A 15,975-nucleotide genomic window follows, 5' to 3' on the forward strand; every position below is an offset into this window, starting at 1 on the left:
ACATATAAACTAATTTATTCCTCCACCTAAAGCTTTGTACAGCAATACTTGTGAGTTTGCATTTCGAAGTTGGATGTCAACAAAATCCAATTCGGCTTGCAATTTATTTTTTTGCGCATTGATGATTTCTAGATAATTGGCATAACCGCTCAAATACAAATCGTTTGAGACATTTACAGCAATTTCTAGATGATCAATTTCGTTCAATTTATATTTTAAAACATCTTCATAAGCTTCGTTTCTATGCAGTAAAGCGCTTAATTCGTTGAACGCTGTCGTCACTGCATTTTGATATTGAAGGAATGAGATTTCCTGTCTTCTGTTGGAAACATAAAATTCCTGTTTGATTTGTCCTTTATTAAAAACAGGAGCTGTTAAACCTCCTAATAACTGCCAAGCAAAAGAACCCGCATCAAAAAGAGTGTTGAATGAGAATGAGTTGAAACCTGCATAACCGCCCAGATTTACCGTTGGGAAAAAGGCAGCGCGAGCCGATTTAGCATCTGCGTTACTTGCTAATAATTCGAAGTAAGCTTCAGATACATCGGGTCTTTTATGAATGATAGAATCTACGCTTATTTTTTGGTTTAAAACTTCTAAATGTCCAGCCAAAAAGTCGTTGCTTCTGTCAATTTTTCCGCCATATTCACCTAGAAGTGTCAATAAAGCTTTCTCTGTTTGGTCAATGCTTAAATGCAGTTCTGAAGCTTCGGCATGAATGTTATTGTTTTGTGCATTAAACTGCTGTACAGCCAATTCTGTCGCTTTACCAACAGATCTTTGTGCCGAAACAATATCAAGAGCTTTTTCCTGTGTTTTTAAGTTGTTATCGTAAATCGACTTTTGTTTGTCTAATGCAATCAGCTTGAAATATAAGTCAGCAACATCACTTAAAAGGCGAGTTTGCAACAATCGCATTCCTTGCTGTGAAGCAAAAAATCGCTGTTGCGCTGCTTTTTTACGATTGCTCAGTTTTCCCCAGATATCAGCTTCCCAGGAAACTTTCGCGCCTAAAAATAGGTTCGGAGTTACATCTTCGTTGATTCTTTGTTTTTCGGAAATATTCTGAGAAAAGTTAGTATCAAAGTTACCAACTCCATCCATTGTATATTTTCCGTAATGTGTTCCAGAAGCATCGGCAACAAAATCTAAAGAGGGAAGAAGCGCCAGTTTTGCCACTTTTAAATGTGAATTGGCAATCAGGATTCTTTCCTGCATGATTAAATAATCAGGATTCTTGGCAATGGCTTTCTTTAGTAAAGCTTCTAATTTTGGATCTTTAAAAAAGGTTTCTGTTTTTAATGGAATAAAAGTCTCGTTTGATGCTTCTTTTCTTTGTGCATCAAAATTTTCCGGAAGCTTTGCAGCGTCTAGTTTAGTGCTGACTTTTGGTGCAGAACAAGCCGTCAAAAGTAAAATTCCGGTTATTATAACGGCACTTTTGGTTGTCCTTAGAAACTGCACATCAGCATTTTTATATTGATTTAATATCTCTTTCATTGTTTAATTTTTATTCATTCGTTTTTCCAATTTTGCAAACAGTATGTAAAGTCCAGGAATGATTAAAAGACCAAACACAGTTCCTATTAACATTCCACCCGCAGCTGCTGTACCGATGGAACGGTTACCAATTGCACCCGCACCAGAAGCAATACACAGTGGAATCAATCCTGAAATAAAAGCAAAAGAAGTCATCAAAATTGGACGGAAACGAAGTCTAGCTCCTTCAATTGCTGCTTCGACAATATCTCGTCCGAGCTTATTTTGTGCCATCGCAAACTCTACAATCAGAATGGCGTTCTTGGCGAGCAGACCAATCAGCATGACGAGTGCTACTTGGGCATAGATGTTATTGTCCAGTCCAACCATTACAAGTGCGATATAAGAACCGAAAACTCCTACGGGAAGACTTAATAATACTGGGAACGGAAGCAATAAACTTTCGTATTGAGCGGCAAGCAATAAGTATACAAAAAGTATACAAAGCGCAAAAATGTATATGGTTTGGTTACCAGAAAGAATCTCTTCACGTGTCATACCAGACCATTCTAATTCGAAACGGCTTGGCAGTTTTTCGGCAGCAATTCTTTCTACGGCGGCAATGGCATCTCCAGAGCTGTAACCTTCAGCAGGTTCACCATTAATCATAGCTGACATATACATGTTGTAACGCGTTAAAACCTCAGAACCATAAACTCTTTCTAGTTTGATGAAAGTTGAAAATGGAACCATTTCGCCTGCCTCATTCTTCAAATACATATCCAAAATGCTTTCTGGGTTTTGACGGAATTGTGGACTTGCCTGAACCATCACTTTATACATTTGAGAAAAACGGATAAAGTTGGTGGCATAAAATGAACCTAACATGGTTTGCAAGGTCGACATGGCATTGTCTACCGAAATTCCTTTTTTGGCTGCCAAATCGTAATCAATATGAATTAAATATTGCGGGAAAGTGGCATCAAAACTCGAGAATGAGTTCTGGATTTCTGGCGAAGCATTTAGTTCTTTTATAAATTCTTTGGTCACTTTATCGGTATTGGTAATACTTCCTCCAGATTTATCTAGCAAACGAAGCTCAAAACCACTCGTGTTACCAAAACCAGGAACAGTTGGCGGTGCAAAAATTTCGATTTGTGCGTCGGTAATGTTTTTGGTTTTTTCTGTAAGTTCTGCCATGAATTCGGTTACCGAAATATCACGTTCGCTCCAGTCTTTTAGATTGATCATTCCCATTCCGTATGAAGCACCTGCAATTTCAGTTACAATACTATATCCAGCAAGAGTGGTTACGTTGTCTACACCTTTAATTCCTTGAGCAATTTTAGTTACTTCGTCCAATGCTTTTTCAGTACGTTCTACTGTTGCTCCTTGTGGCGTTGTTACACTTACGTAAACCATTCCCTGATCTTCGGTTGGGATAAATCCTGACGCTAAAAACTTAGTTGTTCCCCAAGTCAATACACAAAATAGTACTAATAATCCTACAGTTACGGTGTTGCGATCTGCAAATTTTACTAATACTTTGATGTATTTTGAAGTAATATTATCAAACCAATGGTTGAATCTGTGGAAGAATCTATCTAATAATGATTTTTTCTCTTTATTCGGATCGTGCGCTTTTAACATAATAGCACAAAGCGCAGGAGTAAGGGTAAGCGCGTTAATACCAGAAATTACGATACTTATTGCCATTGTCAATGAGAACTGCCTGTAGAAAACTCCGACTGGACCGCTTAAGAAAGCAACCGGAATAAACACGGCAGCCATTACAATCGTAATTGCAATAACGGCTCCAGTAATTTCCTTCATCGCGCTAATGGTAGCTTCCATTGGGGACATATGTTCTTCGGAGATTTTTACGTGAACGGCTTCGACAACGACAATCGCATTATCGACCACAATTCCGATGGAAAGTACTAAAGCGAAAAGCGTTAATAAGTTGATTGAGAATCCCATCATCGACATAAAGGTAAACGAACCGATAAGCGCCACAGGAACTGCCAATACTGGAATTAAAGTCGATCTCCAATCTTGAAGGAAAAGGAAAACCACGAATGCTACTAAAAGAAAGGCTTCAACTAAAGTTCTCAAAACTTCGTGAATCGAAGCATCAAGGAAACGAGAAACGTCGTATGCAATGTTGAATTCCATTCCAGGAGGAAAAGAAGAACCTTTTAATTCGGTCATTTTTTCTTTTACGCTAGCAATAACCTCAGAAGCATTCGAACCCGGACGCTGTTTTAACATGATTGATGCAGAAGGTTTTCCATCGGTTTTAGAAACCATTCCGTAACTCATCGCACCAAATTCGATTTTCGAAATGTCTTTTAATCTTAAAATAGTTCCGTCTGAATTGGCTCTTAACGGAATTTCCTCATATTGTTTTGGTTCAAAGAACTTTCCGCCATATTTAATTACGTATTGTAATTGATTGTTCATTTGTCCTGAACCTTCACCCACTTTACCAGGCGCAGCAGAAATGTTTTGTTTTTGAAGTGAATTAATGACTTCATTTGCTGAAATATTATACGAAAGCATCTTTTCTGGATCTAACCAAACACGCATCGAATATTCTTTCTGACCCATGATTTCGGCACGTCCGACACCATCAATACGTTTTAATTCCTGAAGAATATTAATATCGGTAAAGTTGAAGATAAACTGCTCGTCCTGAGTTTTGTCGGTACTTGTAATGTTCAAGTACATCAACATACTGTTTACCTCTTTTTCGGTTGTAACTCCGGCACGAATTACCTCTTCTGGAAGTTCGTCCAAAATCGTGGTAACCCTATTTTGAACGTTTACGGCAGCAAGATCGGGATCGGTTCCTACTTCGAAGAAAACTTGGATTAACGTCAAACCATCGTTGGAAGTTACGGTTGACATATACGTCATTCCAGGCACACCATTGATGGCTCTTTCTAACGGAAGGGCGACGGCATTGGCCGAAACCTCTGCGTTTGCTCCTGTATATTTTGCTGTAACGGTTACAGACGGTGGTACAATGTCTGGGAATTGGGTAATGGGAAGCTGAAACAACGCCAGCAATCCCAGAAGGACTATCATAACCGAGATGATTAATGACAATATTTTCCTCCTGATAAATAACTCTATCATTTTAAATGTTTTAGATAAATAATTAAATAACTGTTTTACAAGTCGATAATCTACATTTGTTTCATGTTGATTTTATCGCCGTCTCTTAATGATTGTGTACCTTCTTGTACAATCAGGTCATCGCTTTTTAGACCATCATTTAAGATATACACATCATCTAGAGTCGTTTCAATGGTAACATTCGTCATTTTAACTACTCCATCTTTGTTCACGCGGAAAACGTATTGTTTGTCTTGGATAGAAAAAACAGCTTTCTGCGGAATTAAAATTGCATTGGTTTTTGGCTCCGAAATAATCAGTTTTCCAGAAGTTCCGTGTTTGATAAATCCTTGCGGATTGTGAAATTTTGCTTTGTATTGAATAGAACCTGTTTGTCTGTCGATATCTCCATCAGCAGTTCTTAATTCTCCTTTTTGATCGTAAACTTGTCCGTTTGGCAATACCAATCTAATATCGCCTTGCGTGTTTAAAGCTTTGTCTTCCATCATTTGGAAATAGGTGTTCTCAGGAATTGAGAAATAAGCATAAACATCGTCTAATTGAGAAACAGTAGTCAATAATGAACCATTTTCTACTAAACTTCCTTCCTTAAACGGAATACGGTCAACTGTTCCGTCAAACGGCGCGCGGATAGTGGTGAAGCTAATCTGTTGGTTGATTGCTTTTCTTTCTGCAGCAGCATGAGCCAATTTTGCGGAAGCGGCATCATTTTTTGCTTTAGATAATTCTAATTCTTTATCTGCAATTACTTTTTTATTGAAAAGGGTTTGAGCCTGTTCCAGTTCTACAGTTGCAATTCTTAAATCGGCTTTTGCGCTTTTGTAAACGGCTTCGGCTTTTAGAAGTTGAATCTGAAGTTCAACATCACTTATTTTAAAAAGGATTTGTCCTTTTTTTACTTTTTGTCCTTCGCTAACATATACTTTGTCTAATAAACCTGGAATACGAACGTGAATTTCTACATTGTTTTTAGCATGTACATCGGCAACAAATTTGCTCGAAACTATAGTGTCTTTTAAAGTAACCTTATATACAGGAAACGTTTTTATGTTGTTAGAATCTTTTTTAGATTTATCTCCGCACGAGACTAAAACGAATAAAGCCAAGGTGCATAGAAGAAATGGATTTTTATAAATGCTCATCATTAGGTTTAAATTTTTGAATAAATAGATGTGCTCCCTTGATACTAGAATATCGGGAGTCTGAATTTGGATTTTGTTTTCGATAAAAATCGAAACAGAAAATAAAAATGGATTCGGATGCTTCTCTTTTAGAAAAGTGCCGTTGAAAAGTGTTTTTATAGCAATAACTGCTCAATCACATACGCAAATGAGATATTTTTCCAGAACACTAGAATATAAAAACAACGAAATACATCAGTCTAGAATAACTGGTACAAATGTAAGTGGGGATGTCTTTCAATATGGTATATTGAAGCTATACCATAGATTAAGCTTTCTTTATAAAGCTTGAAGTTGACTAAATTGCTGAAATAAGGAGCTTTGATCGTACTTTGTTCTAAAGTAGTCGCTCTGCATTTCATTTTCTTTTTGAGCTTATAATGGACTTCTAGATTTTTAGTAGAAGAAAAGTCAGAAGAAAAAATCTGCGTATCGTCTGCCGCAACACTATCCAAAGTAATGCAGCTGCTAGAACTATAAATCGGCGAATACGTCTCTGCACCTCTAAAAAAAGAAAGCAGCGATAGTAAAACGACATATATGAACTTAGCAGGTTTCATTTACAATATAAGAGAATTATATAGGATTTTATTTTTGGAAGTGAACAGTATTTTTGAATTGTGCGCCAAATATAGTAATTAGAAAAATAAGGATTCTTAAAATTTTTTTAAAAACTAGTAGATTTAAAAATTTGATAATAATTGGGGTTGGTTTTTAGGGAGTTGGTTTTTTAGTGTCTTCTTTATTATGGGGTAATATTTGATTGGAATTGAAAAATTCAGTCTTGAATTGAAAAGTTATACAATTTTCAGCTCTAAAAAGCAGCCTTTACATCGGATATTAAATTACTTTTAATTGAATGTTTAAATTTTTTAAATGTGTTTTATGAAATCAAATGTCTTTAAAGCAATAAAATTAATATGTGTTTTTATATTTGCTTTGCTAATTTTTAATTGTAATAAAAAGAGTGATCCAATAACGATTACAATACATTCAATTGATAGTAAAACGAAATTGCCTAGACTTAATACTTTTGATACAATCGAAGTAAGAAAAGAAGGATTTGGTTTTATAAAAAAGACCTTTAAAAAAGTGGCAGAATACACAACAGATTCCACAGGTTCAGCTAAAATTATGCTTGATGGAACAGAAGGATATAATTTTTTGCTTCGTGGACCCAATATTTATGGTTCGGCAGAATTTTCGGAAGCATTTACTAAGGAAAAATTAAAAGATGGCCAAGAGGTGAATATAGAAGTTATTTCTCTTGAAAATAGATAACTAGTATTCGTTTTAAAAGTCAGAGACTTTTTAGACGTTTTGTGTTTTTAAAAAGTATTAAAGGTTACGGAAAGTCGGAGACATTTGCGTAGCGCTAGCAGGAAGACTGCGGAGAGTTGGGGATATAAAAATGAGAAGTGAGATTTTAAAGATAATTAACTATAGAGCGAAGATAAGTAAAAAAAGGAATTAACGAATGATAAGAAATGGCTTATATGCCCAACATCAAGGAATATACTGTAGGTTTTGGGAAGAGGGTAATCTCTATGTTTTACAAGGAAATAATAATGAGAAATTAAAAAACATCGGGTTTAGAGAATATGATAATATAGAATTGAAAAATAAAGTATATAAAGAAGTTGATTTTAATGAGATTGAAAGTGCTTTTGATGTTGGTACATTTTGTACATATAAAGGTTTTAAGTTTTTTCTTGAGATTTTACTAAATACAGGATTTTATAGAATTAGACCTTTAGCAGAAGCACAAATTTATTTTAAGGATTTTGATCGTCATAGCTATGAGCCTGTTTATGAGGTAGAAGAGAGTGAACTAGAAGAAATATGGGAAGAACGAAAACCTTTAGATGAATTTGAGTTTTGCGTCGAGCCAATTGTTTATATTAAGAAACTCCACTCTTAGATAAGTTGTAAAGGTGAATTATAAAGTTGCGCAAATGTCTCTGACTTTGCGTATTTTTTTTCTTGAAAATGAAAAATCATAAAAACTAAAATCACTCCAAAATACTAGAAGAATCCTTAATCTCAAAATCAGCATATTGCCAAGCATCATCAAAAGAGGTTTTGATTTTTAAAGCCTCTTTTTCTTTCTTCTGTGACGATAAAGCATTATAAAGTCCGATTAAGGCGAAGCCGTTTTTTGGAAGCGTTTGTAAATCTTGTTTGTAGACTTTTTCAGCTTCGGCGTATTTTCCAGCTTTCAGTAAAACTGTTCCTAAATAATGTCTAACGGAGAAAAACCAATCTGGTGGTTCGTTGTAATTTAATTGGTCTTCAATTGTTATTGCTTGGTTTAAAAGAACAATTGCTTTATCCAAATTATTCTTTTTGGCTTCAACTCCTGCTGAAAGTACATTGGTTGCAATCTGAACAAGATCATAAGTGGTATTGATATTCCAAACGGTAACCTCTTTTAAGGTTTTGTCTTTGGCTAATTGGTTCAGAGAAGCAAGCTGTTTTTCGGCATTGGCAATATCATTTTTCCCGAGATACGCCATTCCTCTTGCGTAATGCCAAATCGCATTTGGATATACAAGGTCTTTTTCAGGTTGTGGAATCTCCATAATTTTATCCCACATCGAGAATTTTACAGCGATATAATACGGAATACTATAATAATGCTGTAAAGTCCCCCAACCAGCTTCACGCATAATTTTGGGAGACATATGCTCCTGTAATATCTGTGCCGATTCCCAAGCCAATTTTGAATTTCCTTCTAAAGCTGCTGTAGCCACCAAAAAATGATAATTATGCGGATAATAGGCTAGAGGATAAGCGCCTTGTGCATTACAAGCAGTAGAATACAAACTATCAATTCTCACCGCTTCGATGTTTGAAAGTGTGCCTTGGTGATAATCTCCTGTTCGAATGTAAATATGAGAAGGCATATGTACCAAATGCCCCGATCCCGGAACTAAAGTTTCTAGTAATTTAGCACTTTTAAGCCCGTTTTCTGGATGTGCTGAAGCTTCAACCGCATGAACCAAAAAATGATGTGCACCAGGATGCTTCGGATTTTTTTTAATCAATTCGTTTAAAACAGCCAGTATTTCTGGAGTCCATTTTTTAGGTATTCCGGTGTCTTTTTCATACAAATCCCACGGATGGAGATTCATTTGGGATTCCGCGTAAAGCGCTCCAATATTTGGATCTGAAGGAAACTGAGCGTATACTTTTTTCATCGCTTCGGCATAAGCAATGTCAAGCGGTTTTCTATCGGCAGGAGGATTTTTAGCATAACGCGTTAATAATGCATCAATCATAGCCATTTCTTTGGGAGAACATTTGGAAGAAAGTTTCTTAGCTTTTTGAGCCGAATCATAAGCACGCTGAAAGTTATCTTCTTCCATTCCCGCATTGTAATTCGGACCTAAAACATATGCAAATCCCCAATACGCCATCGCGCAATTCGGGTCTAAACGCGAAGCTTCATAAAATGATCTTGCGGCTTCGGCATGATTGAATCCGTACGCCAACATCATTCCTTGATTAAAGTATTCTTGCGTTTCGGGATTGTTGGTCGTAATTTTAAAGTTCACACCATCAAGACCTTTAAATTTTGGCGCTTTTTTATTTTGGGTGTACCAATCTTTATCGTTCGTTTTCGGAATATAACATCCTTGCGAAGCGCTGACTATAACTGATTTGGGTTCGGTGTTTTTTTCTTTACAGGAAATAAAAAGAAGAAAAACAGCAATTAGAAAGTAATTATATTTCATTGCAAAATAGATTTGAAATTATATAATCAGTGTAAAAGCTCGTGAAGAATAAAAAAGATGCTTATAGTATAGTGGTTTGATACGGAGAGTATTAAACAAAATTAAATAAAAAAGAAATAGGTTTGTGTAAATATTTGTTTTTCAGTGTTTTGTGATTGTATGGCTGGGCTTTAGGTTTCACGCAGATTTTGCAGATTTAAGCAGATTCGCGCAGATTTTTTTTAATTGATCTGTTTAGATCTGCCTAAATCTGCAAAATCTGCGTGAAAAAATATCTATAAAAAATAAGGTCTACACTTTTCAGCATAGACCTTAAATTATATGGGAATAAATAATTTATTAGTTTGTTCCAGCAGCAACTTTATCCACCAAAAACAATAATTCACTAGAAACTGGTTTAATCAATTGCATTGGGTATAATGTTGGATTGTAAGCTCCAGTTGTAACTTCTTTCAAAGCATGAACTTTCTTTTCTCCAAAAGCTACCACTACAATTTTTTCTGCTTTATTGATTATTGGAGCCGTAAGCGTAATTCTATACATTTTTTGAGGAGCTAAATAATAAGCATCAACCCATTTGGTTTGCTCTTCTAAAACTGCTTCACCTGGAAAAAGAGAAGCCGTATGTCCGTCGTCTCCCATGCCTAAAAGAATCAAATCAAATTTACCTTCTTCGCCCAAAACAGTTCTGATAGACTTTTCGTATTCAGCTGCATAATTCTCTGGAGTTACACCATCTTTGTACATTTCAAAAATGTTTTCTTGCGGAATAGGAACGTGGCTCAATAAAGTGGAGTAAGACATTTTAGCATTACTCAAATCATCATTTAGCGGCACCCATCTTTCGTCACCCCAAAAAATATAAACTTTACTCCAGTCTATTTTGTTTTTGTAAGCATCAGAAGCTAATAATTTGTAAATCCCAGCAGGAGAAGAACCTCCTGTAAGTACAGCTGTAAACTTGCCTTTTGCCACAATTGCTTTTTGCGCAGATTCCACAAAAAGGTCTGCTGCTGCAGTATTAATTTCTTCTGTATTATTGTGTATCTGTATCATTTAAAACTTCTTCTTTTGTTTGTGTATTCGGAATCCATTTGTGGCCTTGACGCGCTAACAATTCATCAGCTTCTTCAGGTCCCCAGCTTCCTGCTTTGTAATTTGGGAAATTCTTTGGAGGCGTTGTTTTCCAAACTTGCTGAATCGTTTCAATTGCATCCCAAGCTTCTTCTACCTGATCCCAACGCATGAATAGCGTAGGATCTCCCAATAATGCATCTGCAATTAAGGTTTCATAAGCTTCTGGTGACATTGTAGAACAAGAAAAATAATCAAAAACCATCTCTGCAGGTCTTAAAGACATCGATAAGCCTGGTTTTTTGGTCATAAATTGCAGTTTAATGTCCATTGAAGGCTGAATATTGATAATCAGTCTATTTGGTGTCATACCTTCTTTTCCATAAGAAAATGAAGAATGCGGAACGGGTTTAAACTGAATGATGATCGAAGATTGTTTTTCTTCCATTCTTTTTCCTGAACGTAAATAGAACGGAATTCCTTGCCATCTCCAGTTGTCCAAATAGATTTTCATTGCTACATAAGTTTCTGTATTAGAATCTGGCGCAATGCCTTTATCTTGACGGTAACCTGGAACAGGAACTCCTTTTATTTCTCCAGCATCATACTGACCTCTTACAATATAATGATCGACTTCTTCTGGTTTAATACGACGAATTGACTTTAAAACATCTGCTTTTCGATTACGAATGTCATCAGCATTTAAAGAAGCAGGCGCTTCCATAGCCGTCATACACAAAATCTGAAACAAGTGATTCTGAATCATGTCTTTCAATGCACCAACACCTTCGTAGAATCCACCGCGTTCCTCAACGCCAACTTCTTCTGCAACGGTAATTTGCACGAAATCAATGAAATTACGGCTCCATAAAGGCTCAAACATTGAGTTTCCAAAACGGAAAGCCAAGATGTTTTGAACTGTTTCTTTTCCTAAATAGTGATCGATTCGGTAAATCTGCTCTTCTTTGAAAGTCTGTGAAAGCATTTCATTCAACTCAATTGCAGAGGCTTTATCGTAACCAAAAGGTTTTTCGATAATAATACGATCTTGTTTCGGATTTGCAGCAAGTCCAATTTTCTTAATGTTGCTTGAAATCGTTGAAATGAAAGAAGGCGTAATCGAAAGATAGAAAAGACGATTAGAACGTTCGCCAAAAGCAAGGTCAAAATTGTTTATTTTTTCATTTAATCCAATGTACGATTCTTCTTTGTCAATATCAAGACTGTGATAAGTGATGTGAGAAAGAAATTTTTCTGTTTCTGGGTCATCAATTCCTTTTTTTCTTGAGAATAGATTTAGATTTTCTGCTACATAAGCGCGAAAATCTTCATTGGTTTTTTCAGCTCTTCCAAGAGCAATAATCTGAAACTTTTCAGACATGCGTCCGTCAAGGTACAGATTTTGAAAAGCGGGGAATAGCTTTCTCTTCGCTAAATCTCCAGTTCCTCCAAAAATTACTATAATTGTCGGATTCTTTAGTTTATTTTTAGTCATTGTGTGGTGTAGTTGTGTTGCTTTAATTATTTATTCAGCCCATTGAGTATGGAAAACGCCTTCTTTATCGATACGCTCGTAAGTATGCGCTCCAAAATAATCACGTTGTGCCTGAATTAAATTGGTCGGAAGATTAGCAGAACGGTAAGCATCAAAATAAGCCAATGAATTCATTAATCCTGAAACTGGTAATCCTTTTTGAACTGCAAATTGAATAACCGCTCTCATTCCTGATTGGTTTTCTACTAATTTTGAAGCAATTCCGCTATCTAAAAGTAAATTTGGCAAATCTGTTTTGGCAACATATGCTTTTCTGAAATCTTCTAAAATTGTCGCACGAATGATACATCCGCCACGCCAGATTTTAGCAACTGTTTCTAAATTTAATCCGTAGTTATATTCTTTAGAAGCTGTGTGAAGCTGAGCTAAACCTTGCGCATAAGTCACAACGATAGAAAAGAATAAAGCCGATTTTAAAGAAGCAATTGCTTCGTTTTGAGGAACATTTGTTTCATCAGCGTTCCAAACTAATTTCTTAGCTGCTTCAATTCTTTCTGGTTTTGTTTTAGACATATCACGCATGTTCACTGCCGCGTCGATTGTCGGAACTGGAACTTGTAAATCCATAGCATTTTGCGATGTCCATTTCCCTGTTCCTTTAGATCTTGCCCAATCCGAGATTTTGTTGATTAATTGTGTTCCGTCTTCGTCTTTTTGTTTTAAGATGTTTCCAGTAATTTCAATCAAATACGATCTTAAATCATCAGTCTGATTCCATTCAGCAAAAGTTTTCTGAATCGTTTCGTCGTCCAAGTTATAACCTCTTTTCATTAAGTCATAAATCTCAGAAATCAACTGCATGATTCCATATTCGATTCCGTTATGAACCATTTTTACGTAGTTTCCAGCAGAACCATTTCCTAAATATTCTACACAAGGCTCTCCATCTACTTTTGCTGCAATTGCTTCAAAAATAGGACGTAATCTTTCATAAGCTTTTTGATCTCCACCAGGCATCATAGCTGGGCCAAAACGAGCACCTTTTTCACCGCCAGAAATTCCCATCCCAAAGAAATGGATTCCTTTTTCAGACAATTCAATAAATCTTCTGTCAGTATCAGTAAAATAAGTGTTTCCACCGTCGATGATGATATCTCCTTTATCTAAATGAGGAAGTAAACTAGCAATTGCGCTGTCAACTGGTTTTCCCGCAGGAACCAATAGCATAATCGCTCTTGGCTGTTGAATAAGTTCTACAAAATGCTTTACATCTGTAGTCGCTTCGATAGTATGATCAGGAGCAGCTTCTTGTTGAAGTGAGTTGACTTTTTCGGTATCTAAGTCTAAACCTGCAGCCGCGAAGTTGTGGCTAGCGATATTTAAAAGTAGGTTACGGCCCATTACACCAAGTCCTACAATTCCAAAATCAAATTTGTTCATAGTTTTCAATTAACTAAATTATTAGAAAGCTGTTTTTTGCAGAAAAAAGCACGAAAAAGCACAGTAATGTTTTTTAGTTCAATGTTTTGCAGAAAAACAATGGTTATTTTAATTTTTTTACATTCAAAATGCAGACCGCTAAGTTAGGCAAAAATGCTGAAAAAGGAGGTGTAAAATAGTTCACTTTTGGTCTTTATTGTGATACTTTTTATGTGTAAAAATTACGCTTATTATAATTGTTTCTAGTCCTTTATAGTACTATATCGTTATAATACTGATAATACCAATCTCGAGTTGTTTTTATTTACAGTAGTTTTCTGCTCAAGAGTAAAAAGCAGTAAAAAATTACAAAAATGTATATTAAAAATATAGGATTTGAGGTAATTTTGAAAATGTAATTGAGTCCAAGATTTAATCCATAAATTATTATTGTACTAATGGAATATAAGCTTTGTAAAGGTGTGCAACAATTTTAATAGAGAACTAATGATAAAAATCGAACGTACAGATAATCAAATTATAGTAGAGTAATTCCCTTTTTATATGCCAAATAATACAAAGTTTACTTTTGCCTCCCTGTTATTGATGCTTATTTCGGGTATCTTTTTTAAAGCAAATGCTCAGTCGGTATTAGAAAATGAAATTTCTATTCAAGCAGATAAGAAACCATTAGGCAGTGTTTTGGACTTAATGGAAGAAAAAGGAAATTTTAGATTTGCTTATTATGGCAAACTGGCGGTAAAAGATAGTATCGTTAGCATTGATGCTGATAATGCTACTATAAAAGGAGTTCTGGATCAGTTACTAGGTGCTAAATATGAATTTAAAGAATCGCCAGGATTTGTTATTGTTCGTTATGCGCCTTTAGAACTTGCTCTTGTGTTAGAAAAAAACACTGTTATGAGTGACGGACAGCAAATTGTAATTGGTTATATTTTAGATACAAAAACCAATAATCGTATTGAAAATGTGAGTGTATTAGAGAAGAATGCATTAGTGTCTACCTTAACAAATAAAGATGGTTTTTTTGAACTTCGATTAAAAAATCCACCTCAAGCTATAGAACTTACAGCGGTTAAGGAGAATTATAAAACGGTGACAATGGTTTTTCTTTCTGAAATTAAAATTCAGATGGGGGACAAAAAAAATAAAACAGATTATATTGATGGAGATTTCTCTGCAATTGAAAGATCAGGAATTGGCCGTTTCTTTATTTCTTCCAAACAAAAAATACAAGCGCTCAATCTAGGAGGATTTATTTCTAAGGTTCCTTTGCAGGCTTCTTTAATTCCGAGTATCAGCACTCGAGGAATGCTGAATACGCAGATTGTCAATAATTTTTCGCTAAATATATTAGGAGGTTATAATGCTGGAGTTCGCGGACTTGAAATGGCAGGACTTTACAACATTAATCGTATGAATGTTGACGCACTTCAAATAGCCGGAATATTTAATACCGTTGGTGGATCTGTAAACGGAGTTCAGTTAGCCGGAATCTATAATAATGTTTTTGGCAATTTAAGAGGATTGCAAGTAAGTGGTATTCATAATAGTGTAAAAGGTTCGCAAGTCGGTTTGCAAATGGGCGGTATCTATAACAATGTATATAAAGATTCTAAAGGACTTCAAATTGCAGGAATTGGTAATACAGTAAAGGGTTCGCAAAACGGATTACAGCTTTCGGGAATTTACAATATTGGAAAAGATACCGTGCGAGGTGCTCAAATTACAGGTCTTTTTAATTATGCCAAAGAATTACATGGAGTCCAATTTGGATTAGTCAATATAACAGATTCACCTTCTGGTTATAGTTTTGGTCTATTAAATTTTAAAAAAGACGGTTATAAAAAAATCAGCATAACGAGCAATGAAATTTCAGATATAAATCTTGCTGTAAAAACAGGAGATCATAAAATGTACACTATTTTACTGGCGGGAAGAAGCGATAGAAACGATGAAGAAAAACTATTCTCTTTCGGAATTGGACTAGGAAAGAACATTCCGTTGGGGAAACGTTTTACTTTTAATCCTGAATTTAGCACGCAGTATCTTTATTTAGGAAATTGGGACATTTATAATTCCTTATCTAAATTTGATTCTTCCTTTTCTTTTCAATTGTGTAAAGGTGTAGCAATATCTGCAGGACCGTCTTTAAATTTTTATTGGTCTGAGAAACAAGATAAAAACGGAAACGTAAATACTTCTACATTCGTTCAGGATCGTACGAAACGCTACACTATAATCAATAATAACAGCAAAGATATTCTGGGATGGATAGGATGGAGCTTTGGATTGACACTGTTCTAAAAAATGATAAAAAAAGCCTGTAAATATTAATTTTACAGGCTTTTTTTTAACTATGTGTTAGAATTAGTTTCTTTTTCAAATAAAAAAAAAACTATGTTTCTATGTGTTTAAATTCCATTTT

11 protein-coding genes are annotated in these 15,975 nt (G+C 35.3%); 3 read left to right on the forward strand and 8 right to left on the reverse strand.

All coding sequences use genetic code 11. The features are described 5' to 3' along the window. Positions 1-9 precede the first annotated feature (9 nt). The 4 genes from AC1Q5Z_RS04585 to AC1Q5Z_RS04600 all read right to left on the reverse strand — a co-directional run bounded on the left by AC1Q5Z_RS04585 (position 10) and on the right by AC1Q5Z_RS04600 (position 6,361). Complete coding sequence (locus tag AC1Q5Z_RS04585) at positions 10-1,500, reverse strand: TolC family protein (RefSeq protein ID WP_492443919.1); 1,491 nt, start codon at positions 1,498-1,500, stop codon at positions 10-12. A 3-nt stretch (positions 1,501-1,503) separates the two neighbouring features. Continuing rightward, entirely contained in the window at positions 1,504-4,620 is a 3,117-nt protein-coding gene (locus AC1Q5Z_RS04590; protein ID WP_492443920.1) for an efflux RND transporter permease subunit, read from the reverse strand. Between the two features lie 50 nt (positions 4,621-4,670). Further along, entirely contained in the window at positions 4,671-5,765 is a 1,095-nt protein-coding gene (locus AC1Q5Z_RS04595) for an efflux RND transporter periplasmic adaptor subunit (protein ID WP_289057871.1), read from the reverse strand. 236 nt (positions 5,766-6,001) lie between these two features. Then, positions 6,002-6,361 (reverse strand): hypothetical protein, encoded by a 360-nt coding sequence (locus AC1Q5Z_RS04600; protein WP_492443921.1) that lies wholly within the window; start codon positions 6,359-6,361, stop codon positions 6,002-6,004. 325 nt (positions 6,362-6,686) lie between these two features. Between AC1Q5Z_RS04600 and AC1Q5Z_RS04605 the strand changes: the two genes are divergently transcribed. Both AC1Q5Z_RS04605 and AC1Q5Z_RS04610 read left to right on the forward strand, forming a co-directional pair. Continuing rightward, the gene (locus AC1Q5Z_RS04605) at positions 6,687-7,082 is read left to right on the forward strand and encodes a hypothetical protein (RefSeq protein WP_492443922.1); all 396 of its coding nucleotides are present in this window, start codon (positions 6,687-6,689) and stop codon (positions 7,080-7,082) included. A gap of 196 nt (positions 7,083-7,278) precedes the next feature. Beyond that, positions 7,279-7,722, forward strand: a complete 444-nt coding sequence (locus AC1Q5Z_RS04610) for a UCP033725 family protein (protein ID WP_492443923.1) — start codon at positions 7,279-7,281, stop codon at positions 7,720-7,722. A 91-nt stretch (positions 7,723-7,813) separates the two neighbouring features. Here the strand turns inward: AC1Q5Z_RS04610 and AC1Q5Z_RS04615 are convergent, their stop codons facing one another. From AC1Q5Z_RS04615 to gnd, 4 genes are all read right to left on the reverse strand, one after another. After that, entirely contained in the window at positions 7,814-9,538 is a 1,725-nt protein-coding gene (locus tag AC1Q5Z_RS04615) for a tetratricopeptide repeat protein (RefSeq protein WP_492443924.1), read from the reverse strand. A 339-nt stretch (positions 9,539-9,877) separates the two neighbouring features. Then, complete coding sequence (gene pgl / locus AC1Q5Z_RS04620) at positions 9,878-10,594, reverse strand: 6-phosphogluconolactonase (protein WP_492443925.1); 717 nt, start codon at positions 10,592-10,594, stop codon at positions 9,878-9,880. Further along, positions 10,575-12,107, reverse strand: coding sequence for a glucose-6-phosphate dehydrogenase (gene zwf, locus AC1Q5Z_RS04625; protein ID WP_492443926.1), 1,533 nt, complete (start codon positions 12,105-12,107; stop codon positions 10,575-10,577). The genes pgl and zwf overlap by 20 nt, the downstream gene beginning before the upstream one ends. Before the next feature lie 30 nt (positions 12,108-12,137). After that, the gene (gene gnd / locus AC1Q5Z_RS04630; RefSeq protein ID WP_492443927.1) at positions 12,138-13,547 is read right to left on the reverse strand and encodes an NADP-dependent phosphogluconate dehydrogenase; all 1,410 of its coding nucleotides are present in this window, start codon (positions 13,545-13,547) and stop codon (positions 12,138-12,140) included. Positions 13,548-14,090: 543 nt separating this feature from the next. On the opposite strand from gnd, the gene AC1Q5Z_RS04635 reads away from it, so the two are divergent. Beyond that, positions 14,091-15,854 carry a peptidase associated/transthyretin-like domain-containing protein gene (locus tag AC1Q5Z_RS04635; protein ID WP_492443928.1) on the forward strand — a complete coding sequence of 588 codons (1,764 nt, stop codon included), beginning with the start codon at positions 14,091-14,093 and terminating at the stop codon, positions 15,852-15,854. The last annotated feature ends 121 nt before the right edge of the window (positions 15,855-15,975 follow it).

The organism is Flavobacterium sp. GW823-FHT06G12 (genome assembly GCF_058794775.1).